Source organism: Streptomyces sp. DT190 (assembly GCF_049846985.1).
Classification (GTDB): Bacteria; Actinomycetota; Actinomycetes; order Streptomycetales; family Streptomycetaceae; genus Streptomyces.
Genome location: NZ_JBNCNM010000033.1, coordinates 1 through 24,005 on the forward strand (window position 1 = coordinate 1; position 24,005 = coordinate 24,005).

Genomic DNA, 24,005 nt, shown 5'->3' on the forward strand with positions numbered 1-24,005 from the left:
GCTCGGCCATGCGGACACCGCCGAAGTGATGGTCGACGGTCATGGTCAGGAACTCTTTGTCGCTGAACTCGCTGTCGCCGTCCGCGACAGCGGCTGGCGCTGCCGCCACGGCGAGTGAGGCAGTCATCAGCGCGGCCGCACCCACACGGCTCACAGTTATCCGGCGGTTCATACAAACTCCGATCGGTCAGTCGGTGGCAAAGCGCCGAAACACCCCTTCCTCGCAACCGGCCGGTAACCAGGGCGGCGGCGTGTAACTCACCCAGATGCCCGGCGCGTCGCACTCGACCAGCCTGAGCGGATGCCACTGCCGCACTGAGCCATGCACCACGAACGGCGATGGGCTCCGGCGGCGAACCTGCCCGTGCCGCTCTTACGCGACCTGTACCGCAACACCGGGAAGATTGACTCACCGGGGTGCAGAGACCGTCGCGAGAGCAAGGACCCGGACCCATGGCATGCGTGGGATCTGCACCCCTGGGTTCCGGGGAACCACGGCACGACCCCGTTGCGTCGGCTCGCGGGCGAGCCGAGCATGTCAGGGTGGCGTGCCCCACGTCACCTGCTGTGCTGCTCGTGGGCAGGGAGCACCTCCACATCTTGGTCGAGTTGGGAGGGTTCACCGCCGGTGTCGGGCCGCGCTGGGGCGGCTTCCTGCGAGGTGTGCTGGCGCAGTCGGCCGCTCGCGTGCACCGCGGCGATGATGCGCGGCTCTGCCTTCCAGACGGTCGAGAGCGGCGGAGCACTCCTCCTGGCCCTCGCCGCCGGAGCCCTCTCCTTCTTCTCCCCCTGCTGCCTGCCCCTGGTCCCGGGCTACCTGTCGTACGTCGCCGGGATGTCCGGCGCCGGTGCCACTGAGACGGCGCGGCGCACCGCACGCTGGCGTGTTCTGGCCGGATGCGTGCTCTTCGTGGTCGGCTTCGCCGCCGTCTTCACCAGCTTCGGCGCACTGTTCGGCGAAGCGGGTGCAGTCCTGCTGGCGCACCAGCGCACGATCGGCATCGTGCTGGGTTCGCTCACGATCGTGCTGGGCCTGGTCTTCGCCGGGCTGCTCGACAAGCTGCCGCTGGCCGGCTTCAGCTGGCGGCCCGCCTTCCGGCCCGGCGCAGGGCTCGCGGGCGCGCCGCTGCTCGGCGCCCTCTTCGCGATCGGCTGGACGCCGTGCATCGGCCCCACCCTCGCGGCGGTCCTGTCACTAGCGGCGGACAGTGCGAGCGCGGAACGCGGGGCCACCCTGTCCTTCACCTACAGCCTCGGCCTCGGCATCCCGTTCCTGCTCGTTGCCGCGTCGTTCGACGGGGCCATGCGACGCTTCACCTGGGCACGGCGGCACGCACGGGCCGTGATGCGCTTCGGCGGCGTGCTGCTGGTAGCGGTAGGCGTGATGCAGGTGACGGGCTGGTGGGGCCAGCTGATCGCCCGCCTCCAGACCCTCATCACCGGCTTCCAGCTGCCCCTGTGAACCGCCACAGACCTGCCCAGGCTGGCACGCCTACCTGAAATAATCTAAATTACTTAGTAGAAGAGTGATCGGCAGGGCCCACACGCGACCCTCCGCCCGCCAGGAGGTCTCCATGCCCCAGTCCCTGTATCCGCTGCTGCTCCTGGCCTGCCCGATCGGCATGGGCCTGGTGATGTGGCTGATGATGCGCGGAGGCTCGCACACACCGCGGCAACACGACTCCCTGCGCGAGCAGACCGAGCTGGCCGAGCTGGCCGAGCTGCGCAAGGAAATCGCCGAGCTGCGCGCCGCCCAGACGCACACGCACCAACCCTCGCGAAACTGACACAGAGACCGAAGGCGCCACGGAAGCGGCAGCCGTACTGATCGCCGCGCTGCTCCTCGCGGCCATCAAATTACGGCCTCGCGCGCCTGATCTCGCCCGACCAGAGCCTCCTGCCCCCGCTCGCCCGGCTGCGAGGACGACGTACGGCACTGGAAGACAAGGAACGGTGGTGCGCGGGTCTCCTGCTGAACGGCAGCATCGACGCACATTGCTACCAGGAGCGCATGAGCTGCCTCGCCCGCGGGCATCGCGTCGCCCGACCCCGCCGACCCAGGCGGACTGACCGATCGCTATTACTAGGTAGCTTAGTGACTTCGACAGGGCATGCGCGGTCAGGGCGCGAGCGGACCGCCCAGTACGTCAAGGACGGTCCCTGCGAACAGTCCCAGAACGACGGATCCGGCCGCCGCACCGCAGGCGATCACAGCGGCCGTCCGTGACGTCGTACGGGAGTCACCCGCGGGTCCGCGTGCGAGGAACGCCGGGGCGATCCAGCGCAGGTAGTAGAAGAGGGACGCGACGGTGTTGACGGCTGCGACGACGGCCAACCAGGCGTAGTCGCCGTCGAAGGCCGCGCTGAAGGCCTCCAGTTTCCCGAGGAAGACTGCGGTGGGGGGCGTGCCCACCAGGCCCAGCAGGCAGACGACGAGCGAGGCGAGCAGGGCCGGGTGCGCCCGTGCCAGGCCGCGGTAGTCGTCGATGGTGTGGGCTCCGGGGAGTGCGCAGACGACGGCGAAGGCCCCGAGGTTGGTCAGCACGTACCCGGCCAGGTAGTACAGCAGTGCCTCCTGGTCGAGGTGGGTGCGTCCGGCGACGGCCACCGGGAGCAGGAGGTAGCCGACCTGGCTGATGGTGGAGTATGCGAGCAGCCGTTTGACGTCCTGTTGGAAGAAGGCTGCCAGGTTGCCCAGGTCATGGAGGCGACCGAGAGGACCGCCACCAGGTCGGCCCAGGGCAGGTCGGCGTCGACGAGCGGCACGGCGGCGAGCCGGTAGAGGGCCGCCAGGGCGCCGATCTTCGGGATGGTGGTGAGGAAGGCGGCGACGGGGGCCGAGCTGCCCTTCTGGCCGCAGCGGCTCCTGTCCCGGGGGACCTGCCGCCCAGCCCCGGGACCAGCACCGCCGCCACCGCCACGTGCATCAGAGCGAGGGAGACCCGGGTGCCGCCGTCCATACCGTCGCCGATGAACGGCAGGAAGGACACGGCCAGTACGGCGCCAGCCGCCACGGTCCAGATGGCGCGGGCGCGCCGTACCCCGAACCGTTCCAGGGCGGCCAGCAGTCCCCAGCCGGAGAGTGACGCGAGCAGTGCGACGACCGCCACGGGCACGGCGCCGAGGTGGAGCGTCTGCTCGCCGTCGGCGATCCGCAGCCGGTGCCCCAGCAGTGAGTCCGCGACCAGCCACACCAGGACGGGGGCCAGGACGGCCAGGGCCGTGACCCCCAGGCGCCTTCTCCGCGTGCTCACTCGGCGTCCCCCGAGAGCGCGCCGTGCAGGAAGACATCCACCAGCTCCTGCGGGGTCAGGTCGGGTTCGTCCTCCGTACGTGGCTGGGTGAAGAGCAGCCCGAAGAAGAGGGCCGCGATCTGCTCCGGCGGCCGGCGCAGGGCGGCCTTGTCGGGCTCCAGCAGCTCCGTGAGGGCCGCGCGGATATGGGTCGTCGACTCGTTACGGCCCGCGCCGCGCACCGTGCCGGGGTGCTTGCCGCCGCGATGCCCCAGCGAGCCGAGGATCGCGCCCATCCTGGACATGTGCGCTTGCAGCGCCTCGGCCGCCTCCGCGAGCCGGTTGGGCAGGGGCTGGGATACGTCGATCGCGTCGCGCTCGCGGACCCCGTGCTCGGGGGAGAGCGCCTCGGCCATGCAGGCCTGCAACAGCTCGTCCTTGTCGGCGAAGACCCGGAAGATCGTGCCCTCGCCGATGCCCGCGGCGCGGGCGATCTTCGCGGTTGTCACCGTGGCGCCGTACTCGGCGATCAGTGGGATCGCGGTCTGGATGATCATCGCGCGCCGTTCCTCCGGCGACACGCCGGGGGCGCGGCGGGTGGTCTTGTTCTCCCCGCTCACATTCCCGCCGCCGCGTCGACTGCGGCCCGCACCCCGGAGGCCGGCGCGGGGCCGCGTGACTCAGTGTGCGTGTCCGGCCTCTTCCTCGGCGGACTGGGTCTGCGAGGGCTGCTCGGACTCGTCCACCGCGCCACCCGCGTGCACCGTGAAGGCCGCGGTACGGACCTTGCCCTCGTGCTGGAAGTCCAGGAACAGGCGGTACGCACCGGCGCTCGGCGCCGTCGCGGTGAACGAGACCTCGGGGCCGGGCTTCGTCCTGCCGTCGCCGGGCTCGCCGTTGGGGTGGACGTGCAGGTAAGCGAGGTCACCGGAGCGCAGGGCGACAAGGTGGCCGTAAGCGCCCAGGTAGGGCTGGAGGTCGCGGACCGGCTTGCCGTCCTTCGCCACCGTCAGCGTGAGCTCGCCGGCCTTGCCGGGCGTCAGCGCGCCCCGCAGCTTCACCTCGTAGCCGTCGACCTTCGCCGTGGTGTTGTGCCCGGGCAGCTCGCCCGGCTCGTACGGCCCGGACGCGGCGAGGTCGGCACCGAGGGTGAGCGCTTGGCCGCCCTTCGGCTTGAAGTCGGCGAAGAGGCGGTAGCCGCCGGCCTCGGGCAGGTTCACGGGCGTCGACCAGGTGCCGTCCGCGGCCCGGGTGGGGTGCAGGTGGCGGTAGACGGTCAGGTCACGTGAGGCGACGATCAGGTGCAGCTCCTTGCCGTGCTCGCGCTGGTAGGCGGTGACCTTGCGTCCGGTCCCGTCCTGGACGACGGCGAAGCGCAGGTCGGTCTTCTTGCCTGCCTCGACGCGCGGGGTCTTCAGGTCGAGCGTGTAGCCGTCGGCGGAGATCTGGAGGCCGCCCGGCGGTGCCGCTTCATGGCCACCGCCCTTCGCTTCGTGATGCCCGGCCGCTTTTCCCTTGTGCCCGGCGACCGCGTGGCCTGCTGAGCCACTGTGCGTGTCGCTCTCCGGCTCGGGCGAGATCGGGCCGACCGCGCCGCCCACGCCGTAGGCGGCGCCGAACGTCGCTGCGAGTCCGGCGGCGAAGACGGTGATCCGCAGTCCGGTGTTCATAGACAACTCCTCATCTCCTGACCGCTCGTGCATGCGGCCGACACCTTCAACATACCCCCCGGGGGTACTAAGTCAAGTCGGGCCGAGTCTTGCCATCCAATACGGGAGGGGGGTATACATGAAGCCGTCGCAGATACCCCCCCGGGGTATACATCACTAGTTGCGGAGGACTCGTGTCGAACTGCTGCACCCCCGACGGAAGCTGCCACACCCCGGCGGAGGCCAAGACCACCTACAAGGTCGACGGCGTCGGCAGCGCGCACTGCCAGGGCGTCGTCGCCAAGGCGGTGGGCGGCCTGGACGAGGTCACCGCGGTCGAGGTCGAGATCGGCACCGGTCTGGTCACGGTGACGACCGCGGCCGAGCCCGACGAGGCGCTCGACGCGCTGATCGCCAAGACCGTCGACGAGGCCGGATACGACTTCGCCGGCCGCGTGGCCGCCTGACCAACGAACCGGGCGGGGGCCGCGAAACCTTGGCGGCCCCCGTCCTCCCTGTCTTCTTTCGCACTTCGCGTTCGTGAGCTCCGAGGAGCAGACATGACCACCACCACGCCCGGCGCCGCCGAGGTCGAACTCGCCATCGGCGGCATGACCTGCGCCTCGTGCGCCGCCCGGATCGAGAAGAAGCTCAACCGCCTGGACGGGGTCGAGGCCACCGTCAACTACGCCACCGAGAAGGCGAAGGTCACCTTCCGCGAGGACGTGACCGTCTCGGACCTGATCGCGACGGTCGAGGCCACCGGCTACACCGCGCGGGAGCCCCGGCCCGAGACGGCCCGCCCCGACGACTCGGCGTCCGGTGAGGGCTCGGCCCAGGAGGAGAGCGACGAGCTGCGGCCGCTGCGCCAGCGGCTGACCGCCGCCGTGGCGCTCGCCGTCCCCGTGATCGCGATGGCCATGGTTCCGGCGCTGCAGTTCGAGTACTGGCAGTGGCTCTCGCTCACGCTGGCGGCGCCCGTGGTGACGTACGCCGCCTGGCCCTTCCACAAGGCGGCCTGGACGAACGCCAGGCACGGTGCCGCCACGATGGACACGCTGATCTCCGTCGGTACCTCGGCGGCGTTCCTGTGGTCCCTGTGGGCGCTGTTCTTCGGCACGGCCGGCACGCCCGGCATGACCCACCCCTTCGAACTCACCATCGCCCGCACCGACGGCGCCGGGAACATCTACCTGGAGGCCGCGGCCGGTGTCACCGCCTTCATCCTGGCCGGGCGCTACTTCGAGGCGCGTTCCAAGCGGAAGGCCGGGGCGGCGCTGAAGGCCCTGCTGGAGCTCGGCGCCAAGGAAGTCACGGTGGTGCGCGGTGGCCGGGAAGAGCTCATTGGCGTCGGCGAGCTGAAGGTCGGCGACCGGTTCCTGGTGCGGCCCGGTGAGAAGATCGCCACCGACGGTGTGGTCGTCGAGGGGTCGTCCGCCGTGGACGCCTCCATGCTCACCGGCGAGTCCGTACCCGTGGAGGTCGGCACCGGGGACGCCGTCACCGGTGCCACGCTGAACGCCGGCGGCCGCCTGGTCGTCGAGGCCACCCGCGTCGGCGCCGACACCCAGCTCGCCCGCATGGCCAAGCTGGTGGAGGACGCGCAGAACGGCAAGGCCGCCGCGCAACGGCTCGCCGACACGATCTCCGCGGTCTTCGTCCCGGTCGTGATCGCCCTGGCGCTCGGCACCCTGGGCTTCTGGCTCGGCAACGGCGCCGGACTGACCGCCGCCTTCACCGCCGCGGTCGCCGTCCTGATCATCGCCTGCCCGTGCGCCCTGGGCCTGGCCACGCCGACCGCCCTCATGGTGGGCACGGGGCGTGGCGCCCAGCTCGGCATCCTCATCAAGGGCCCGGAGGTCCTGGAGACGACGCGCAAGGTCGACACCATCGTCCTGGACAAGACCGGCACCGTCACCACCGGCAAGATGACCCTGCTCGCCGTGCACACCGCCGACGGCACCGACGAGGACGACGTCCTGCGCCTCGCCGGCGCCCTGGAGCACTCCTCCGAGCACCCCATCGCCCAGGCCGTCGCCTCCGGCGCCGCCGCCCGCGTCGGCACGCTCCCCGCTCCCGAGGACTTCGCCAACATCGCCGGCCTCGGCGTCCAGGGCATCGTCGAAGGCCACGCGGTCCTGGTCGGACGCGAGAAGCTGCTCGCCGAGTGGGCCATGTCCCTGCCGGAGGAACTGCGGCGCGCCAAGGCCGAGGCCGAGGCGGCCGGGCGTACCGCCATCGCGGTCGCCTGGGACGGCGAGGCCCGCGCGGTCCTGGAGGTCGCCGACGCCATCAAGGAGACCAGCCCGGAGGCCATCGAGCGGCTGCGCGCCCTGGGCCTGACGCCCATCCTGCTGACCGGTGACAACAAGGCGGTCGCCGAGGCAGTCGCCGCGGAGGTGGGCATCGCCCCCGAGCACGTGATCGCCGAGGTCATGCCGCAGGACAAGGTCGACGTCGTCAAGCGCCTCCAGGGCGAGGGCCGTTCGGTCGCGATGGTCGGAGACGGTGTCAACGACGCGGCCGCGCTGGCTCAGGCCGACCTGGGCCTGGCGATGGGAACGGGTACGGACGCCGCGATCGAGGCGGGAGACCTGACGCTTGTGCGGGGCGACCTGAGGGCCGCGGCGGACGCCATCCGCCTGTCCCGCAAGACGCTGGGCACCATCAAGTCCAACCTCTTCTGGGCCTTCGCCTACAACGTCGCCGCGCTGCCGCTCGCCGCTGCCGGCCTGCTCAACCCGATGATCGCCGGAGCGGCCATGGCCTTCTCCTCGGTCTTCGTGGTCGGCAACAGCCTGCGGCTGCGCGGCTTCCAGCCCGCCGACCGCTGAAGCGGCCGACCAGGACGGGAAGGAGGCCGCCGTGGCCGGAGAGCAGACCCACCGGGACGTCGTCCTGCGACGGCTCCGCCGGATCGAGGGCCAGGTGAGGGGTTTGCAGCGCATGGTCGAGGAGGAGACCTACTGCATCGACGTCCTGACCCAGGTCGCCGCCACCAACGCCGCGCTCCAGTCCTGCGCGCTGGCCCTGCTGGACGAGCACCTCAACTGCTGCGTCACGGAGGCCATCGTGGAGGGCGGCGAGCAGGCCAGGACCAAGGTCGACGAGGCGTCCAAGGCAATCGCCCGGCTCGTACGGGCGTGACCTCCAGGTTTCCGGGCCCGGGTGGTTCCACCGCCCGGGCCCGGGGCTGCTCAGGCCCCTTTGCCCGCGGGGCAGTCGGCGCTCAGCCGGAGGCTGAGGCGCAGACACAGGCCGAGTACCTGGCGCAGCAGCACCAACTCGGCACCGCCCAGGTCGCTTCCGCAGACCTTCGCGCGCGGGCTGTTCGGGGTTCCGACGGTGATTTCCCTGCCGAGTGAGAACATGAAGGGAACATACCCCCTACCGGTATGCGTGACGCCTGTGTGACCATCCTGCGGTGAAGAGGGGTGCCCCCACGATGTGAGGCACCTCGGTGACGGGGAGGAAGAGGGGGAAGGGTGCGACGGCTGGGTGACCTCGAAGCCGAAATCATGGACCGGCTCTGACGCTGGGGCCGACCGGCCACGGTCCGGGAAGGCCGCCGCCCGCCGGCGAGCTCGAACGAGACCATGTCGGCGCCTCCGGACAGCACCTTGCGGGCCAGGTCGTACGACGGATGGCCAGGCAGCCAGGGCCAGTACACGGCGGTGACCTGCTCGTGCTCCGCGAGACGACCGGCCAGCAGGTGTGCGCCCGCGCAGTGCTGCCGCATGCGCAGCGGCAGCGACGGCAGCCCGCGCAGGGTCAGCCAGGCTGCGAACGGGTCGGCACATGCTCCGAGTTCGACCGTGCGCGGCCACACCCGGTCGCGCAGTTCCGCGTCGGCGAAGACGGCGACTCCGCCCAGTACGTCGGAGTGGCCCGCCAGGTACTTGGTCGTCGAGTGCACGACCACGTCTGCGCCGTGCTCTATGGGGCGGCACAGCACGGGCGACGCGAGGGAGTTGTCGACAACGCTCACCACACCGTGTCGCCGGGCAGCCGCCAGCAGGCCGGGAAGATCAGGCACTTGCCCGGTCGGATTGGCGATGATCTCGAGATGCAGCACGCGAGTGGTAGGCCGCACAAGCCGTTCGAACTCGGCCGGGTCGTCGCCTCCTACGTAGTCCACCTCGACGCCGTACCGCGCCGCGAGGTCTAACTGGTCGTTTCAGAGTGAGTTGAGTCGCGGCTCTTGTGCTCGCCGATCTTGGTCGGCAGGGTGTCCGGAGTGCGTGCTGATCTTGTTCCTGACGACGCGTGGGAACGGGTGGCCCCGCTCCTGCCGCCCGCTCCCGAGCGGCGCCATCGCTACCCCGGGCGGCTGCGCATTCCCGACCGAGTGGCACTCGCTGGTGTGATGTATGTGCTGCGGACCGGTGTCGCATGGCGTGACGTCCCCGCGGAGACGGTGGGATGCTCCGGGGTGACGGCCTGGCGCCGGCTGCGGGACTGGACCGAGGCGGGTGTATGGCCGCGCCTGCACGCGGCCCTGCTGACCGAGCTGCGCCGTGCCGGCCTGCTGGACCTGGATGACTGCTCCGTAGACGGGTCGCACGTCCGGGCACTCAAAGGGGTGACCACATCGGCCCCTCACCCGTCGACCGCGCCCGCCCCGGCTCCAGGCACCACCTGATCGTCGACCGCCACGGAACCCCGCTTGCCGTCACGCTCACCGGCGGCAACCGGCACGACATCACCAAGCTCCTGCCGCTGCTGGACGCCGTCCCGCCGATTCGGGGACTACGGGGCCGCCCCCGCCGCAGGCCCCGGCGCCTGTATGCCGACCGGGGCTACGACTTCGACAGGTACCGCCGCCTGCTGTGGAGGCGTGGCATCAAGCCGTTGATCGCACGACGCGGCGTCGCCCACGGTTCCGGACTGGGCAAGGTGCGCTGGGTGGTCGAGCGTGCCTTCGCCTGGCTGCACCAGTTCAAACGGCTCCGCAGCCGATACGAACGACGCGCCGATATCCACCAGGGTCTGCTCGAACTGGCCTGCAGCCTCATATGCCTGCGCCGCCTACGTGCCTCATCCTGAAATGATCAGTTGGCTGTCCGTGCTGATTCCGGCGGCACCGGAACTCACGAATGTCGAGATGAGCACGCGCTCGCTGGTGCCCGAACGCACCGACATCTGGCCCCGGAACTCCGGAAACGAGCAGGTGTTTCACGTACGGCGGGCATTGAGAACGGCCAGCGCGGCTGCGGCGCAGATGGCCATAGTGGTGCCCATGGCGACTGCGGTGACCTGGCCGGGCAGGCTCATGGCGGAGGCGGCGAGGCCGCCGACGAGGAATTGCAGTAGTCCTTGCAGGGAAGAGGCGGCTCCGGCGGCGGAGCCGTGGCCGATCAGTGCCAGGGATGTGGCGTTGGCCAGCACGATACCGAGCATGGACACCACCACGAAAAGGCAGGTCAGCAGCAACGGTAGCGGGAGGCCTAGCACGGCGCAGGTCAGGACGCCGGCGGAGCCGAGGGTTGCCACGGTCAGACTGACGCGCAGCAGGGTGTGCTCGTCGGCGGCGCGGCCGACGAGCCAGCCGCTAACCTGCCCGAGCAGCACGATGCCCAGACCGTTGAGGCCGAAGATGAGGCTGAACTGCTGGGCCGTAAACCCGTAGGCGTCTTGCAAGACAAACGACGATCCGGAGATGTAAGCGAACACGGCGGCGAACATCAGTGCCGCGACGAGCACGTACCGCAGGTAATGGAGGTCGGTGACCAGCGTCCGGAAGGTCCGCAGCGTCGCGCGCAGGTGGGCCGGCGCCCGATTGGCGTCCGGCAGCGACTCGGGCAGCGCGAAGACGACCGCAAGCAGCAGGACGGCGCCGACGGCGGCGAGCACCAGGAACACCGCGCGCCAGGTAGTGAGCGTCAGCAGTTGACCGCCGATGACGGGCGTCACGACCGGGGCAACGCCGTTGACGACCATGAGGGTGGAGAAGAACCGGGTCATGGCGGTGCCGGAGAACAGGTCCCGCACGATGGCCCGCGCCAGGACCGTGCCCGCGGCCGCCCCCAGCGACTGCAGGATCCGGCCGGCGATCAGCCAGCCGACGGTCGGCGCCAGCGCGCACCACAGCGACCCCGCCAGGTACAGCGCCATACCGGCCAGCAGCGGGCGGCGCCGGCCCCATGCGTCCGACAGCGGACCGACGATTACTTGGAAGAGGGCCAGGCCGGCGACGAACGCCGTGAGGGTCATCTGAACCATCGGCGCGCTGGTATGCAGCTGGTGGGCCATGCTCGGCATCGCGGGCAGGTACATGTCGATCGTGAGCGCACCGAAGGCGCTCAGCGAGCCGAGCACCAGGGCCAGCCGCGCCCGGCGCCCCAGGTTCACCGGCTTCGGAACGTCGGTGCTCTCCGCCGTGGCGACCGTCTGCCGATCTTGCGCATCTCCATGAGTTATGGACATATAATTATGGTGACATAACTCAGTAGGGTGGTGCCATGCCCCACGACACAAAAGACGCCGTCGGCGCGGACGCCGGTGGCCCGCTCGCCGACCTCGCCGACCTGATCCTCAACGTCGGCCGGCTGGTGCGTGCCCGGACCCCCGAAGGCCCTCAGGTGGTGCCGCTGACCGAAACCGAGCGGCAGGTGATGCGGGTCGTCGACCTGTACCCCGGGGCCGCGCCCAGCGAAATCGCCCGCCGCACCCGGCTACAGCGCACCAACGTCAGCACGGCGCTGCGCAGCCTCGAGGGCAAGGGGATGGTTTCCCGCGCCGCCACCAACGGCCGCGGCATCGCCGTGCGCCCGACCGAGCGCGCGGCGGCCAACCTCCGGGTGCTGCGCGCCGCCTGGGCACAGGAACTCGCCGTTATCCTGGGCGACGACCTCGACACGGTCCGGAAATGCACCCACCTGCTCAGCCACCTGGAACAGCGGCTCACCGCCGACGACCAAGGCGGTCCATGACCACACGAGACCCACTGGGTCGTCGAGCGGACCTGGCCTGGCTCCACCAGTTCAGACGACTGTGGCTCATTCTGAAACCATCAGTAAGAGCACGGCGTACGTACCGCCGTACAGGCAGCGCTGGGCGACCACGTGGTCGCCTGGCCGCAGCAGCGAGAGCAGCACCCCGCTGATCGCCCCCATTCCGGACGCGAAGGCGATGGCGGCGGCTCCTCCCTCCAGCGCGGCGAGCGTGCGCTCCAGGGCCCGTACGGTCGGGTTGCCGCGCCGCGAGTAGACGTACGGGCCGTCCGGCCCGGCCATGGCGTCGGCCAGCGCGTCGGCGGAGTCGAAGGCGAACGCCGAGGACTGGACGATGGGCACGCTCAAGGGCCGGCTGCCGTTCGGCGCGGGCTCGTTCAGGATGTGCACGGCACGGGTCTGCATGTCCAACGTGGATGCTCCTCTCTGCACAGAACTCAGGGCCGCCCGGTGCCCCGGTTACCCGGTGCCGGACGGCCCTTCGGAGGTTCTCTTGTCCTGGTGGACGGCGACGTTGTACGGCTCCTCCACCTGCCCACTGGCCGGCCGCTAGACGCCGGCCCGCTCACCCCGCGCCGCGGGAGCGGCGTCGGCCTGCGGTGCGGCAGCCGCCTTGTCGCTGCGCATCACCAGCAGGGTGATCAGCCCGCCCACAGCGGCGATCACTGCGGCCCAGACGAACGCGGCACTGAAGCCGTCCGTCAGCGCGGGCAGGTTGCCCAGCTGCCCGGCGCCCTGCGACGTGGCCACCGCGGTCAGCGCCGCCAGACCCAGTGCGGAGCCCACCTGGTAGGTGGTGTTGACGATGCCGGACGCCAGACCCGCCTGCTCCTGCGGAGCCCCGGACATGGCGGTCATCATCGCCGGGATGTAGGCGAGCGACATGCCGAGCGCGGCGACCAGCGAGGCAGGCAGGACATCGACCACGAAGGTGCCGGTGGGCTCGACGGCGGACAGCCACAGCAGCCCGGCGGCGAGGACCAGCAGACCGCCGCCGATCAGCGGCTTGGCGCCGACCCTGGCCATCAGCTTCGCCGTGATCGCCGTCATGAAGATCATCAGCAGACCGGTCATCGGCAGCAGCGCGGCACCGGAGGCGAACGCCCCGTAGCCGAGGACCTGCTGGAGGTACAGGTTGAGGAAGTACCACATCGGGATCCACGCGGCACCGAGCAGGGTCATCGCGAGGTTGGCCGAACCGAGCCGCGGGACGCGCCAGATGCCGAGCGGCATCAGCGGCTCGCGCGCCGTCTTCTGGATCACGAAGAACAGCACGAGCAGCGCGGCGGCACCGGCCAGCTGAAGCACGGTCCCGGTGGAGGTCCAGCCGGCCTCCGGCGCGCGGACGATGGCGAAGACCGCGAGCGCCAGGCCTGCGGTGACCGCGGCGGCTCCGAGCACGTCGACGGCACCGCGACGGCTGCCGACGGCGGGCAGGAGCCGGGTGGCCGCGAGGGTGGCGACGCCGATCGGTACGTAGATGACGAAGATCCACGGCCAGCTCAGCCACTCGGTGAACACTCCGCCGAGGAACACACCGGCCGTGCCGCCCGCGGGCGCGGCGGCGCCGTAGAGCGCCATGGCCTTGCCGAGCTCCTTCGGGTCGTGCGCGAAGAGCATCATCAGCAGCGTCATGGCCGACGGTGCGATCAGCGCGCCACCCACGCCCTGAACGGCACGGCCGACGACCTCCACCCACGCCGTCTGCGCGGCAGCGGCGACGACCGAGCCGGCGATCAGCACGACCCAGCCGGTGTTGAAGATCTTGCGCGCGCCGATCAGGTCGGAGAGGCGGCCGCCGAGCAGCAGCAGCCCGCCGAAGGCGATGACGTAGGCATTGAAGACCCACTGCAACTCACCCTGCGAGAAGCCGAGGTCCTTCTGCATCTCGGGGAGCGCCACCCCGATGATCGACGTGTCCATGATGACCATGAACTGAGCGGCGGCGAGCACGACCAGTGCCCACCAGCGCCGGGGATTGACGGCAGACATGGGTTCATCCCTTCTCTGACATACCCCTAGGGGGTACCTTCGGCCGCGAAGGTAGCATACCCGTGGGGGGTATGTAAGGGGGCAAGTGGAGATCCTTCCCCGGGTGCTTTCGCAAGGGGCCATGACGCGCGAAAAGCGCCATGCGGCTGCGAGCGGACGATCAAAACGGTGGGTGGGCGGGCCCCATCGGCGTCGCGGTAGCCACAGAGAGTGAACAATCCGGCACACGGTGACGTGCCGCCGTGACCATCTCAGGCAACGCTGCATCCGACGCCGTCAGGATGCGAACACAGGCAACCCGAGGCACTGCCAGCGGGGAAAGCCCTATCGTCTCTTCATGTCGATACGCCGAGAGGACCTGGTCAGTCCGGCTACGCGCAGCACCTTCCGCATGCTGGCCACGAATCTGACCGTCCGGACGATCGCCGAAGTGTGGCAGAGCCACAACTTCGCGCCTGTTCCTGATGACGAGCTGCGGTACACCGACACCAGCGTGCGCCGCACCACTTTCGAGTCGTACGCGGCGGCAGTCGACTGGTCCGATCGCTCCCACGTCAGCCGGGCTCTACGAGTCTTCGAGGACATCATCCGCAGCGGCAAGCGGGAGGGATGGGCGGGATCATGGCTGGATGAAGTGACGGCGAAGCTCGAGCGGGACGGCCTGGCCCTCGACGAGCACGGCCGCATCACTGGCGGGCCGATGGCCGCCCCGCCCCGGGAAGCGCCGGCAGGCAGCCGAGCGCGGGGTCCGCGGATCACCGAGGTCACCCGCCGCCGAATCTTCGACCTGCTGCGTCGGCAGGGCACCGCCTGGTCGGGCGGCTTGGACGAGATCGCTTTTCTGTTACGGCTGTACAACCTGCAAGCCCTGCCGAGCACCGACTCACGCTTCACCACGGCCGAGCGAGACATCGTCCAGCACCGGTACAACAACCAGGATTGGGAGGACGACTGGATCTACGAGGACGCGCGATTCGCTCTCGCCCAGGGGCCGGACGAGGCCCTGCTGAGGTTCCTGGCCGAGATGATCCACCCGGCCGTACGTACGGACGCCGCCGAGGTGCAGCAGCTGCTCGCGGCATTCAATGAAGCCCTGGCCCGCGATGGTCACGCGCTTGTCCAGCGAGCCACGATCAGCGGCTTCCCCGTCTACGAAGGGCGACGGCTCGAGGACGCCGGCTCCGAGCGCTGGCAGCCCCCGCAGGGAGAGATAGAGCCATCGCGGCCTCCGTCGGCAGTCCGTGAGCCCACGGCGCCGACTCCGGAAAAGCCTCCCATCCATGTCACCGCGCCTGTGCGCGAGCTCGCCCGAGGTGAGCGGAAGGACTACGCCTGCGACCGCTTCCCCATCCCTCACGGCGGACAAGCCGATGTCTTCCGCGCGACCCACAAGGCAACCGGGACGACAGTCGCTCTCAAACAACTCCGAGGCAGGCCTCCCGCTGAGCGACAGATCGCCCGCATGCGCCGTGAAATCGTGGTGGGCCGCCACCTCGATGGTCACCCGCACGCCATGCCCGTGCTGGACGCCGACCCGAACCACAGGTGGTTCGTGATGCCCTACGCCGAGACCACAGCAGAGCACTGCCGTCCGGAACTCTCCGAACTCCCTGGCCTCCGTGCCCTGCTGGACGCACTGTGCTCTGTGCTGGCCAGCGCCCACCAATCAGGGTGGATCCACCGGGACATCAAGCCCGCCAACATCCTCCGTCTCGACGGGCGCTGGGTCCTGGCGGACTGGGGCATAGCGCGTCGCCCCCGCGGGCAGACCACCGACCCCCAGCGCACACGTGTCGGCGTCCGCTTCGGCACGGACGGCTTCGCCGCCCCGGAACTCGCCCAAGACGCGCACGCGGCCACGCAGGCTGCCGACATCTACAGCATCGGCCAGCTGATCGGTTGGGCCGTCACCGGAGACATGCCCCAGATCAATCTGCCTCTGGTGCCCAAAACAGGGCCCTGGCGCACCGTGGTACGCGCGGCCACCCAACGCGACCCCGCGCACAGGCCAGCAACTGTCCAAGAGCTTCAGCAGCTCATCGTCCACGAGACCGAAACGCCACCACAGCCTCCCCTCCTGCAGGCCGAAGAGCTCATCAAATCCATCGGAGCAGGCTCGTCAGTCGCAGCGCACAAACTTGTTGCGCTCGCGGCCGCACACACCGATGACGCGCCTCTGTACTGCGACCTCCTCCTGACGCTGCCGCCTGCCAGCCTCGCGCCGGCGCTCTTGGCCGCGCCAAGCCAGGCCGCAGAAGTCGTTCGAGCCATGGCCACGCTGGTCGGCACCCATAGACCGCCCGAACGCGGCGAGGTGGACGCCGTGATCATGTGGTTGATGAACATCGCCCAGGAAGCAGCGGAGGCGGGCGAGCTGGATCTGCTAGAGGAATGCTGCAACGGCGCCTTCGAATGGGACGCCGACTGGGATCAGTGGATACCGCAACGCCACATCGCCGACTGGCTGCTCACCCTGACTGGGGACTCCGCAAGTTCCGTCGCGGCAGCGCTCCGCCGCCACCCGGCCTGTGCGGCACACTTCAGCCACCTCGGCGGAACCTTCCGCATCGATCACCGGATCCAGGCTGCCATCGGGGTCGCCACCGAAGGGCAGCCTCAGAATCCAGCAGTCTGAACCGGTTCCGTTCCCATCAACGATCTTACCTCCGCCAAGGCGCGTGCACGTACGGGCAGCTGGGCCTCGTCTCGACCGCTCAATGACCTCTGCGGTCATCCACCTGTCGAGTTCGGTTGGTCGCCCGGGGGGGCTGCTCCGAGCCCTTGAAGTTTGGGACGCAGCCATGGGCGGTGTCGTCCTGGACCGCACCGGCCGCGTTCGAGGCCCCCGTCAGACCTGGGTCCGTGCGAGCTGCTTGGCGTCGTCGTGCACCAGTGGCACCCACGCCAGCTGCAGCCCGCTGCGTGGCTCCTGGGCACCGTAAAGCGGCGCCGCAGCAGAGCAACGCCTACCAGCCGCAGACAAACCCGAATCCGGCTGCCAGCACGTCGGCCGACCGCTGATGGGGCGGCAGCGCCAGCTGTCGCTCGTCTTAATGCACTGGCCCTTCAACCGCGCGCCAACCACCGCAAGGGCAGCTGCGCCGACACGCCGACGCCACGAGACTGGCGGACGGAAGCCTCTGGTGAATCCACTCCTGCAAGCCGTCTCGCGAAATTTTGACCATGGAGGAATACCCCTGGGGGGTATATGGTTATGGGCAACGTCCTGAGCGGACCACGCCGGAAGGCACACAAGACCAATGGGAGATGTCATGAGCGATCGCTTCGGCCACGACCAGGCCAACCACGGCGTCCACGGCGGAGCCCAGCCCGGTGGCCTGTCAGTCTCCGAGAACGGGTACACCCTCGAGCTCGACTCGACGATCCTCACCGCCGGCGTGCAGCCAGTCAGCTTCCGGGTGCTCGGTCCCGACGGGCAGGCGGTGACCGAGTTCACGCCCGAGCACGAGAAAGAACTGCACTTCATCGCCGTCCGGCGCGACACGACCGGTTTTCAGCACGTGCACCCGGTAATGGACGAGAAGGGCACCTGGAGCGTCGATCTGGCCCTGGAACCCGGGGACTGGAGATTCTTCGCCGACATCCACCCGGTCGGCCACGACGGGACCATGACGCTGGGGATCGACGTCGCGGTCGCCGGGACCTACGACCCGCAGCCGCTCCCCGAGGCCACCCGGATCGCACAGAACGGCGAGTACACCGTCGCGCTCGACGGCGGACTCCTGCCCGGCGAGCCGAGCCAGCTGACCCTCACCGTCAGCCGGAACGACCTCCCCGTCACCGACCTGCAGCCCTACCTGGCCGCGTACGGGCACCTGGTAGCACTGCGGGTCGGAGACCTCGGCTACCTCCACGTCCATCCGGAGGGCGAACCCGGTGACGGCACCACCGCACCGGGACCCGAGATCGCCTTCATGGCGGTCGCGCCTTCGGCCGGCACCTACCGCCTGTACTTGGACTTCCAGCACCACGACGTCGTCCGGACGGCTGAGTTCACGGTTCAGACCACCACGACCACCCCCCGCCCAGACGCGACATCTCAGGCCGCACCCGAGCACAGAGGCCACCACCGCAGCGGCCATGCACACCACTGACGCATGACGGCCGCCGATCGCCTGACACGGCACACGGCATACCCAAGGGTGTGCTCACCTCATCGCCCCCGCGCATCTTCTCCATCGGAAGGAACGTCATGCCCCGCCTGACCCGACTCACGCCCGACACGGCGGTCGGCGCCTCGCGCGACCTCCTCGCCGACCTGGTCTCCCGCCATGGCCAGATCGGTGACATGGTCTCCACGATGGCGCACTCGCCAGCCGTGCTGGGCGGCTATCTCCAGCTGAGCCGCGCCATGGGACGAGCCAAACTCGACCGAAGGATCAGCGAACGGATCTCGATCGCCGTTCAGGCCCTGCAGGGATGCAGGCTGTGCCTCGACTCGCATGTCAATGCCGCCCGCGCCATGGGAGTGGACGAGGAGGAGATCGAGCGAGCCCACACGGGCACCTCGGCCGATCCCGCGATCGCGACGATCATCACCCTCGCCCTCCAGATCTATCGCGAGCCGACGTCGATCACCGACGAACAGGTCATCGCGCTGCGTGAATACGGCTACAGCGACCGCGCGATTGCCGACGTCGTCGGCGTCGTCGCACTCAACATCCTCACCGGCGCCTTCAACCTGCTCGCCGGTCTCACACCCGAGAGCGACACCAGTGTCTAGGGACATCCCCGCCTGTACTCGCGGGGCACGGCCTCCACCCCGAGCCCGTGCCCCGCCGCATGGATACGGAAGGAACCAGCCATGCGTCTGTTCGCCATCCGCGACTACCGTCACCTGTTCAGCGCCCAAGTCATCGCCCTGTTCGGTACCGGACTGACCACAGTGGCCCTCGGGCTGCTCGCCTACGACCTCGCAGGACCGCGCGCGGGCATGGTCCTCGGTACCGCCCTGACCATCAAGATGGTCATGTACGTGGCCATAGCCCCTCTGGCCGCCGCGTACGTCGACCGACTCCCCCGGAGAACACTCCTGGTCCTCCTCGACGTGGTCCGCGGGGCGGTGGTCCTGGCACTGCCGCTGGTGACCGAGGTCTGGCACATCTACGTCCTGATCGGCCTGCTCCAGGCCGCCTCCGCGGCATTCACCCCGACGTTCCAGGCCGTCATCCCCGACATCGTCACCGACGAGTCCGACTACACACGTGCCCTGTCCGCGTCCCAGGTCGCCTACACCATGGAGAGCCTGCTCAGCCCCCTGCTGGCAGCTGTCGCCCTAACGTTCATCAGCTTCGGCTGGCTGTTCCTCGGCACCTCCGCCGGGTTCCTCATCTCCGCCCTGCTCGTCCTCTCGGCGCGCATCCCCGACGCCCGCCCCAGCACCCACACCAAGGCGTGGGACAAGGTGGCAGCAGGGATCAGGACGTTCCTCAGGACACCGCGGCTGCGCGGCATCATGGCGCTCAATCTCGTGGTTGCGGCGGCAGGGTCGATAGTCGTCGTGAACACCGTCAACTACGTCCGTGACGAGCTCGGCGGCTCGCAGTCGGACGTCGCCTGGATGCTCGCCGCCTCCGGCACCGGAACCCTCCTGGCCGCCCTCACACTCCCCCGCGTTCTCGACCGGATCGCTGCCCGCACCGTCATGATGACCGGCGCCGGAGTCCTCGTGGGCGGCACGACCGCCGCGGTGACGCTCACCGCAGCCGGTCTCACCACCTGGACCGGTACGGCGATCATCTGGACCGTCGTCGGCATCGGCATGGCACTGATCATCACACCGACCGGCAAGGTCCTGCGCGCCTCCGTCGGACGGAACGCGATCCCCGAGGCGTTCGCCGCCCAGTTCTCTCTGTCGCACCTGGCCTGGCTGATCACCTATCCCGTCGCGGGGTGGCTCGGCACGAACGCCGGCTTCACTCTCGCCTGGTCCCTCCTCGCGGTCCTGGCCGGGGCGGGAACAATCGGTGCCCTCCTCCTATGGCCGCGCCACGACGAACCAGGAGCCATGACCACACTCGCGGCACCCGACCGGCATGCGCCCAGCAAGGACCGGTCCGCCCTGACCAAGGCCGCCTGAAGCGCCGCGCACAGCGCCCTGACTGTCTGCGTCGTGCACAGCACGTGCTGCCGGCCAGACACTCCGAGAAGGCCGACACCGGCCTGACGCAAGCGGCAGACGCTCCCCACAGACGGACGCCATCTGGCCGACCCACAAACACGCACGGCAGGATCCAGCCCGGGCGCGCCCCCGGACAGACCCCGCCGTGCGTGTTCTCGCGGCTCAGGCAACCAACCACTGTTGGTGCATGCGAGCCCAGAGCAGCGGCGCCATGTCAACTGTGGTCACGATCGCAGCACAGGGTCGTCCGCTCGCGGAGATGCCCCAGTGGCGAGGCGTCACTGCCCCCTCTGGGTGGATCATTCGTCGGCGTCGTAGGTAATCCAATGTTCAGGAACGAGCGCTTCGCCGTTGCTTCGGCGCCATCGTGCGCGAACAGCGCTGCGGAAGGGCTCGTCGTCGAGGTCGGCGTGTTCAAGAACGATGACCTGGAAGGCGCCCGCGAGCGACTCGACACTCGATTGGATCGTCTCGTAGAGATTAAGAAGCGTGGCGCGGGCGGATCCGAACCCGCCATCACGAGTCTCGTCGGGGAACCCGGCCTGCGAGGGCTGGTCGAGAATGAGGAACCGAGGGACGGGGCTGCCTATCTCGTTGAACCACTCGTGCAGGCTCAGCATGGTCGCGATGTGGTAGCCCAAGTAGTTGTGGCCACTACCCATCTCAGGCATCTTGACGGGCCCACGCCGAGTGTCGGCGATGAGAGTCAGGGCCCGGGGGTCCAAGCGGATGGGCTCGTCATGGTGCTCCAATTCCAGGGCGATGGCTTTGGCCTGGATCTTCTGGTTGACGAGAGACAGAAAGCTGCTGAGTAGGTCTTCTTGGACGGTACTGCCGAGCTGTTCCTCAAGCGAGGCGATCTCCGTAGCCAACTCCAGCCGGCGATCCTCCACTGGGGACTGCGTGTTGCGAGCCATGGTGTCGAGGAAGAGACTGATGCGACCCTGCACCACGGCTGCCCGGTGCAGCGGATCGTCCTGGGCGGCTGTCCGCTGGCCTGCGCCAAGAACTTCGATCTCCTCTTGATTCCGAGCTAGGGCAGCGCGCAGATCCGTAAGAGTGTTCTCCTCTTCGGCGATGCGCGCGTTGATGTCCGGAGTCGCATCACCGATCGTGGCGATCTCAGCGTCAAGCCGCTCAAGGTCGCGCCGCATGATCTGAGTTGCCTGACCAGAGTCGGGCGCGCGACTGCCACACACTGGGCACAGCTCGTCGTGCGTCCGCATCTCCGGATCAGACCGGCGCAGCAGACCGAGGGTGGCCAGTCGGGCATGCTGCTCGCGGACCTGGCCAAGGAAGTCGTCCTTCTCCCTGGCGATGGTCTTGAGGTTGGAAATGCGCACCCGGGTTTGAGAATAGGCCTGCCGAAGGTCTCGGCGGGTTGCGCTGAGGGCGGACAGCGGGTCCTCGCCTGCGGGAGGCTCCGGCTCAGGCACGGCCGTCTCAACAGCTTGGCGCAGTCGGTTGACAATCTCGTCCCGTGACAGGCGATGGCCATCCGCTACCGGGCCGAGCAGGTTTGCTTCGACGGCTTCCTCGTGCAGCCCCGCCGCCGTACCCGACGGGTGCTGAAACGGCTGGGCCGCCTCCAGACGCTGTTGCTGCTCGGTCAGTTGCCGACGCAGAAGCTTGAGCCGGTGCTCAAGCTGGGCGCGTTCTGGATCCACGGCGCCCAGGAAGTACGGAAGCATCGCCCGCAGTGCCGGGCGGTGATAGTCATCCATCTGTCCGTGAAAGAGCAGGTCCTGGTTGGCGACTTCGTTCTGCTCCTGCAGACAGAAGAACAAGCCGTGCCGGACGGACGGGGAGAGCTGGCGGGGGCTGCGCGCTACGGGCAATTGCACGGACGGATCGATGCCGGTGAACCTGGACAGGACCTTCTTCGCAATGTCCAACGGCATAGAGAAAGTCAGGTTCGCGTAGTCCGGCGGGGGCGCTCCGCGCTCCTGGGAGATGACGCAGAACGTGGTGTTTGTTGCTGCCTTGCCGACAGGTGCGGGACGTGCCACGAAGAGTTGCTCGTCGTCCTTGACGATGGTCAGCGCGAAGACGTGCACGAAGTTGCGAAGAGCCGCACCGCGGATGACGAATTCGTCGCTGCCGAGACAGTAGTCGACGATGGTCAAGATGGCGCTCTTTCCGCGCCGGGAGTCCCCCGTGATGATGTTGAGCGAGCCCATTTGGAACTGAACGGTACGGATCTCGCCATTCTCGTTGTAGATGGAGATGGCGCGGATCTGGAACGTCAAGGCCGTACTCCTAGCAGGGTCATGACGGTGCTTATGCTGCCGGCGCTGGGCAGCCAGCGCCCCAAGAAGAAGGCCGCCTTCTGAACGGCGACGACGTCATCGCTTTCGCCGGTGATTGCCTTCTTCAAAGCCCTCTTCGGCACATGGAGATTGCCGTCTATATCGCACACCAGCGTACGTGTTTGGAGGGCCATCAGCAGGCCAGGACGGACGACGCCTGCGATTGCCGTGGCGTTGAGCGCCATCGACGAGCGCACCGCCGAATGCTCCTGCACCCAGCGGTGCAGTCCGCTCGCAGTCGACCGCGGAAGCACATTACGTATCGTCGGTTGCAGGGCCATGACCGCCGCGAGAATGGCAACAGCGACAGGGCAGGGCCTGTTGACCTCTGCTTGGTGTCCTTGTACGCAGCGGGCTACGGTCAGGCCGGTGAACGCGGGGTTGTACAGGGCGCGCTCATCCCGACTGAGAGTGCTGAACTCGATCATGCGGATGTGGTCTCCACGGGTTCCAACACGGCCATGAGGCGAGCAACGAAGTCCATGTGCCAACCGATCCTGCAGTCATCGGCCAGAATGTGGAACGAGCCCTTGGCCACGAAGGGTTCATCGCACTCGGGGCGGATGCGCTGCTGAGCTTCGGTCATGGCCCACCGGTAGATGCTTGTAGCCGCAGCGATCTTCTCCGCTGCGGCTGCCTCGGCACCGAGGGTGTCGACCATGTCGTCGAAGAGCTCTTCCCACTCCTCGATCAGTCGCCGCTCGTAACGACTGAGTTCTTTGGGCAGCAGCAGGTTCTCGTTCAGCCAGCGCGAACGCTGGCTGACAGCCCTCATGTAGTCGCGTACCGCGCGGTTGACGCGTCTTGATCCCAGCTCGATGAGCTCCAGTTGCCGCACGAAGGTCTGGCCGGCGTACCTGGCAAGGTCGGCCTCCATCTCGGCGATGTCCTCGTCGATGGGCAGGTTCGCCCGACCGAACTGGTTGCGCAGATCGGAGAAGACAGCGTCGAAGTCCAGGCCGGTGATCGCATCCAGGCTTCCGGAGCGTAGTTGCTGGATGGTGCGTCGGAAGAACCATCCTTCCAGCCGGACAAGAAACGCTGTGGCGTGTTCACGGCCTACAGCCATGATTGCTGCCTGTCGCAGCTTCTGCTCGACGGCATCCACGTCGGGCGCGTTCCCGATCACCCGGATCCTGGCGACCATGCGTTCCAGCTGCTGAGGGCTCAGGAGATCGAACGCTTCGAATGCCTTAGCCAAGGCGTCGTTCTTGGAGGTCCTGCGGGTGGCTTTCAGCGCCTCCAGGGCGTTCCGCTCATCGCGTTGCCGGGATTCGGCAGGCTGCAGCATGCTGCCCACAGACCCAGCGGATAGTTCCGCGGTAGTGAGAAGAATCAGATCGGTGTGTTCGAGGTCGAGCTGGCCTCGGTCGATCGCGTGGGCCCAGATCCGCAGCGTTTTCCACAGGTCCACGCTTGCGTTGGTCATGCGCGTGCCCGGGGCTCGGTGTTTAAGCTGGTAGTACGTTCGCCCGCCCTGGCGGACCTCCTCGATGTCGTCTCCCGCCTCGATGGCCAAGGCCCAGTCCAGACCTCCGAGACGACTCACGCATAAGTGAAGAGCTTCACGCAGCTGGTAAACGTAGCCGAGCGCGGAGGCCGACGCTTCGAAATCCGGTTCCCGCTCAGCCATGTTCAACCCCCTGCAGGCCTCTGCTCACTGCGAGTGACCCGATCTTGTCATGTGCGGTCCGGTGCTGAAACCCCTTTCACACAACGACCTGCGC

20 protein-coding genes and 3 pseudogenes are annotated in these 24,005 nt (G+C 68.6%); 11 read left to right on the forward strand and 12 right to left on the reverse strand.

Features of this window, described 5'->3' with window-relative positions; genetic code table 11:
• Positions 1-700 precede the first annotated feature (700 nt).
• Entirely contained in the window at positions 701-1,462 is a 762-nt protein-coding gene (locus tag ACPXCS_RS36470; protein ID WP_425952241.1) for a cytochrome c biogenesis CcdA family protein, read from the forward strand.
• A 112-nt stretch (positions 1,463-1,574) separates the two neighbouring features.
• On the forward strand, positions 1,575-1,787 hold the full coding sequence (locus ACPXCS_RS36475; RefSeq protein ID WP_425952240.1) for a hypothetical protein: 213 nt from the start codon (positions 1,575-1,577) through the stop codon (positions 1,785-1,787).
• 332 nt (positions 1,788-2,119) lie between these two features.
• Here the strand turns inward: ACPXCS_RS36475 and ACPXCS_RS36480 are convergent.
• The 4 genes and pseudogenes from ACPXCS_RS36480 to ACPXCS_RS36495 form a co-directional block, all read right to left on the reverse strand.
• Positions 2,120-2,850 (reverse strand): annotated as a pseudogene (locus tag ACPXCS_RS36480) (NADH-quinone oxidoreductase subunit N); the annotation flags it as partial.
• 89 nt (positions 2,851-2,939) lie between these two features.
• Positions 2,940-3,254, reverse strand: a pseudogene (locus tag ACPXCS_RS36485) (DUF6069 family protein); the annotation flags it as partial.
• Positions 3,251-3,790, reverse strand: coding sequence for a TetR/AcrR family transcriptional regulator (locus ACPXCS_RS36490; RefSeq protein ID WP_425952239.1), 540 nt, complete (start codon positions 3,788-3,790; stop codon positions 3,251-3,253). The gene ACPXCS_RS36490 and the pseudogene ACPXCS_RS36485, both read right to left, overlap by 4 nt.
• Before the next feature lie 123 nt (positions 3,791-3,913).
• Positions 3,914-4,903 carry a hypothetical protein gene (locus tag ACPXCS_RS36495; RefSeq protein WP_425952238.1) on the reverse strand — a complete coding sequence of 330 codons (990 nt, stop codon included), beginning with the start codon at positions 4,901-4,903 and terminating at the stop codon, positions 3,914-3,916.
• Positions 4,904-5,076: 173 nt separating this feature from the next.
• On the opposite strand from ACPXCS_RS36495, the gene ACPXCS_RS36500 reads away from it, so the two are divergent.
• From ACPXCS_RS36500 to ACPXCS_RS36510, 3 genes are all read left to right on the forward strand, one after another.
• The gene (locus ACPXCS_RS36500; protein ID WP_425952237.1) at positions 5,077-5,349 is read left to right on the forward strand and encodes a heavy-metal-associated domain-containing protein; all 273 of its coding nucleotides are present in this window, start codon (positions 5,077-5,079) and stop codon (positions 5,347-5,349) included.
• Positions 5,350-5,442: 93 nt separating this feature from the next.
• On the forward strand, positions 5,443-7,716 hold the full coding sequence (locus ACPXCS_RS36505; protein ID WP_425952236.1) for a heavy metal translocating P-type ATPase: 2,274 nt from the start codon (positions 5,443-5,445) through the stop codon (positions 7,714-7,716).
• Between the two features lie 31 nt (positions 7,717-7,747).
• On the forward strand, positions 7,748-8,029 hold the full coding sequence (locus tag ACPXCS_RS36510; RefSeq protein ID WP_086845088.1) for a metal-sensing transcriptional repressor: 282 nt from the start codon (positions 7,748-7,750) through the stop codon (positions 8,027-8,029).
• A 50-nt stretch (positions 8,030-8,079) separates the two neighbouring features.
• Here ACPXCS_RS36510 and ACPXCS_RS36515 read toward each other — a convergent pair whose 3' ends face one another.
• Together ACPXCS_RS36515 and ACPXCS_RS36520 are read right to left on the reverse strand one after the other, a co-directional pair.
• Positions 8,080-8,253, reverse strand: coding sequence for a hypothetical protein (locus ACPXCS_RS36515; RefSeq protein ID WP_425952243.1), 174 nt, complete (start codon positions 8,251-8,253; stop codon positions 8,080-8,082).
• Between the two features lie 248 nt (positions 8,254-8,501).
• Positions 8,502-9,020, reverse strand: a pseudogene (locus ACPXCS_RS36520) (aminotransferase class V-fold PLP-dependent enzyme); the annotation flags it as partial.
• A gap of 99 nt (positions 9,021-9,119) precedes the next feature.
• Between ACPXCS_RS36520 and ACPXCS_RS36525 the strand changes: the two are divergent.
• Positions 9,120-9,928, forward strand: a protein-coding gene (locus tag ACPXCS_RS36525) for an IS5 family transposase (RefSeq protein ID WP_425952235.1) whose coding sequence is annotated in 2 segments (ribosomal slippage) — positions 9,120-9,459 and positions 9,459-9,928 — 810 coding nt in all. Because the reading frame shifts where the segments join, the coding sequence is not laid out codon by codon here.
• Between the two features lie 129 nt (positions 9,929-10,057).
• Here ACPXCS_RS36525 and ACPXCS_RS36530 read toward each other — a convergent pair.
• Positions 10,058-11,308 carry a multidrug effflux MFS transporter gene (locus tag ACPXCS_RS36530; protein WP_425952234.1) on the reverse strand — a complete coding sequence of 417 codons (1,251 nt, stop codon included), beginning with the start codon at positions 11,306-11,308 and terminating at the stop codon, positions 10,058-10,060.
• 35 nt (positions 11,309-11,343) lie between these two features.
• Between ACPXCS_RS36530 and ACPXCS_RS36535 the strand changes: the two genes are divergently transcribed.
• Complete coding sequence (locus ACPXCS_RS36535; RefSeq protein WP_425952233.1) at positions 11,344-11,814, forward strand: MarR family winged helix-turn-helix transcriptional regulator; 471 nt, start codon at positions 11,344-11,346, stop codon at positions 11,812-11,814.
• 66 nt (positions 11,815-11,880) lie between these two features.
• On the opposite strand, the gene ACPXCS_RS36540 is transcribed toward ACPXCS_RS36535, so the two are convergent.
• On the reverse strand, positions 11,881-12,240 hold the full coding sequence (locus ACPXCS_RS36540; protein WP_425952242.1) for a PLP-dependent transferase: 360 nt from the start codon (positions 12,238-12,240) through the stop codon (positions 11,881-11,883).
• 144 nt (positions 12,241-12,384) lie between these two features.
• Positions 12,385-13,827 (reverse strand): MFS transporter, encoded by a 1,443-nt coding sequence (locus tag ACPXCS_RS36545; protein ID WP_425952232.1) that lies wholly within the window; start codon positions 13,825-13,827, stop codon positions 12,385-12,387.
• Positions 13,828-14,164: 337 nt separating this feature from the next.
• On the opposite strand from ACPXCS_RS36545, the gene ACPXCS_RS36550 reads away from it, so the two are divergent.
• From ACPXCS_RS36550 to ACPXCS_RS36565, 4 genes are all read left to right on the forward strand, one after another.
• Positions 14,165-16,462 (forward strand): protein kinase domain-containing protein, encoded by a 2,298-nt coding sequence (locus tag ACPXCS_RS36550; protein WP_425952231.1) that lies wholly within the window; start codon positions 14,165-14,167, stop codon positions 16,460-16,462.
• 637 nt (positions 16,463-17,099) lie between these two features.
• A complete protein-coding gene (locus ACPXCS_RS36555) occupies positions 17,100-17,942 on the forward strand; it encodes a hypothetical protein (protein WP_425952230.1) in 843 nt (280 codons plus the stop codon).
• 98 nt (positions 17,943-18,040) lie between these two features.
• Positions 18,041-18,571 (forward strand): carboxymuconolactone decarboxylase family protein, encoded by a 531-nt coding sequence (locus ACPXCS_RS36560; RefSeq protein ID WP_425952229.1) that lies wholly within the window; start codon positions 18,041-18,043, stop codon positions 18,569-18,571.
• Between the two features lie 81 nt (positions 18,572-18,652).
• Complete coding sequence (locus ACPXCS_RS36565) at positions 18,653-19,927, forward strand: MFS transporter (RefSeq protein WP_425952228.1); 1,275 nt, start codon at positions 18,653-18,655, stop codon at positions 19,925-19,927.
• Between the two features lie 341 nt (positions 19,928-20,268).
• Here the strand turns inward: ACPXCS_RS36565 and ACPXCS_RS36570 are convergent, their stop codons facing one another.
• The 3 genes from ACPXCS_RS36570 to ACPXCS_RS36580 are packed head-to-tail and all read right to left on the reverse strand — an operon-like array spanning position 20,269 to position 23,911.
• Positions 20,269-22,218 (reverse strand): DUF3732 domain-containing protein, encoded by a 1,950-nt coding sequence (locus ACPXCS_RS36570; RefSeq protein ID WP_425952227.1) that lies wholly within the window; start codon positions 22,216-22,218, stop codon positions 20,269-20,271.
• Complete coding sequence (locus tag ACPXCS_RS36575; RefSeq protein WP_425952226.1) at positions 22,215-22,706, reverse strand: three component ABC system middle component; 492 nt, start codon at positions 22,704-22,706, stop codon at positions 22,215-22,217. Before ACPXCS_RS36575 ends, ACPXCS_RS36570 begins: the two co-directional genes overlap by 4 nt.
• A complete protein-coding gene (locus ACPXCS_RS36580) occupies positions 22,703-23,911 on the reverse strand; it encodes an ABC-three component system protein (RefSeq protein ID WP_425952225.1) in 1,209 nt (402 codons plus the stop codon). The genes ACPXCS_RS36575 and ACPXCS_RS36580 overlap by 4 nt, the downstream gene beginning before the upstream one ends.
• Positions 23,912-24,005 lie beyond the last annotated feature (94 nt).

Excerpts from the sequence above, each read along its gene's own strand:
- ACPXCS_RS36470 (WP_425952241.1), top strand. The coding sequence starts at position 701 with ATGATGCGCGGCTCTGCCTTCCAGACGGTCGAGAGCGGCGGAGCACTC.
- ACPXCS_RS36475 (WP_425952240.1), top strand. The coding sequence starts at position 1,575 with ATGCCCCAGTCCCTGTATCCGCTGCTGCTCCTGGCCTGCCCGATCGGC.
- ACPXCS_RS36490 (WP_425952239.1), bottom strand. The coding sequence starts at position 3,790 with ATGATCATCCAGACCGCGATCCCACTGATCGCCGAGTACGGCGCCACG.
- ACPXCS_RS36495 (WP_425952238.1), bottom strand. The coding sequence starts at position 4,903 with ATGAACACCGGACTGCGGATCACCGTCTTCGCCGCCGGACTCGCAGCG.
- ACPXCS_RS36505 (WP_425952236.1), top strand. The coding sequence starts at position 5,443 with ATGACCACCACCACGCCCGGCGCCGCCGAGGTCGAACTCGCCATCGGC.
- ACPXCS_RS36515 (WP_425952243.1), bottom strand. The coding sequence starts at position 8,253 with ATGTTCTCACTCGGCAGGGAAATCACCGTCGGAACCCCGAACAGCCCG.
- ACPXCS_RS36530 (WP_425952234.1), bottom strand. The coding sequence starts at position 11,308 with ATGTCCATAACTCATGGAGATGCGCAAGATCGGCAGACGGTCGCCACG.
- ACPXCS_RS36535 (WP_425952233.1), top strand. The coding sequence starts at position 11,344 with ATGCCCCACGACACAAAAGACGCCGTCGGCGCGGACGCCGGTGGCCCG.
- ACPXCS_RS36540 (WP_425952242.1), bottom strand. The coding sequence starts at position 12,240 with ATGCAGACCCGTGCCGTGCACATCCTGAACGAGCCCGCGCCGAACGGC.
- ACPXCS_RS36545 (WP_425952232.1), bottom strand. The coding sequence starts at position 13,827 with ATGTCTGCCGTCAATCCCCGGCGCTGGTGGGCACTGGTCGTGCTCGCC.
- ACPXCS_RS36550 (WP_425952231.1), top strand. The coding sequence starts at position 14,165 with ATGTCGATACGCCGAGAGGACCTGGTCAGTCCGGCTACGCGCAGCACC.
- ACPXCS_RS36555 (WP_425952230.1), top strand. The coding sequence starts at position 17,100 with ATGAGCGATCGCTTCGGCCACGACCAGGCCAACCACGGCGTCCACGGC.
- ACPXCS_RS36560 (WP_425952229.1), top strand. The coding sequence starts at position 18,041 with ATGCCCCGCCTGACCCGACTCACGCCCGACACGGCGGTCGGCGCCTCG.
- ACPXCS_RS36565 (WP_425952228.1), top strand. The coding sequence starts at position 18,653 with ATGCGTCTGTTCGCCATCCGCGACTACCGTCACCTGTTCAGCGCCCAA.
- ACPXCS_RS36575 (WP_425952226.1), bottom strand. The coding sequence starts at position 22,706 with ATGATCGAGTTCAGCACTCTCAGTCGGGATGAGCGCGCCCTGTACAAC.
- ACPXCS_RS36580 (WP_425952225.1), bottom strand. The coding sequence starts at position 23,911 with ATGGCTGAGCGGGAACCGGATTTCGAAGCGTCGGCCTCCGCGCTCGGC.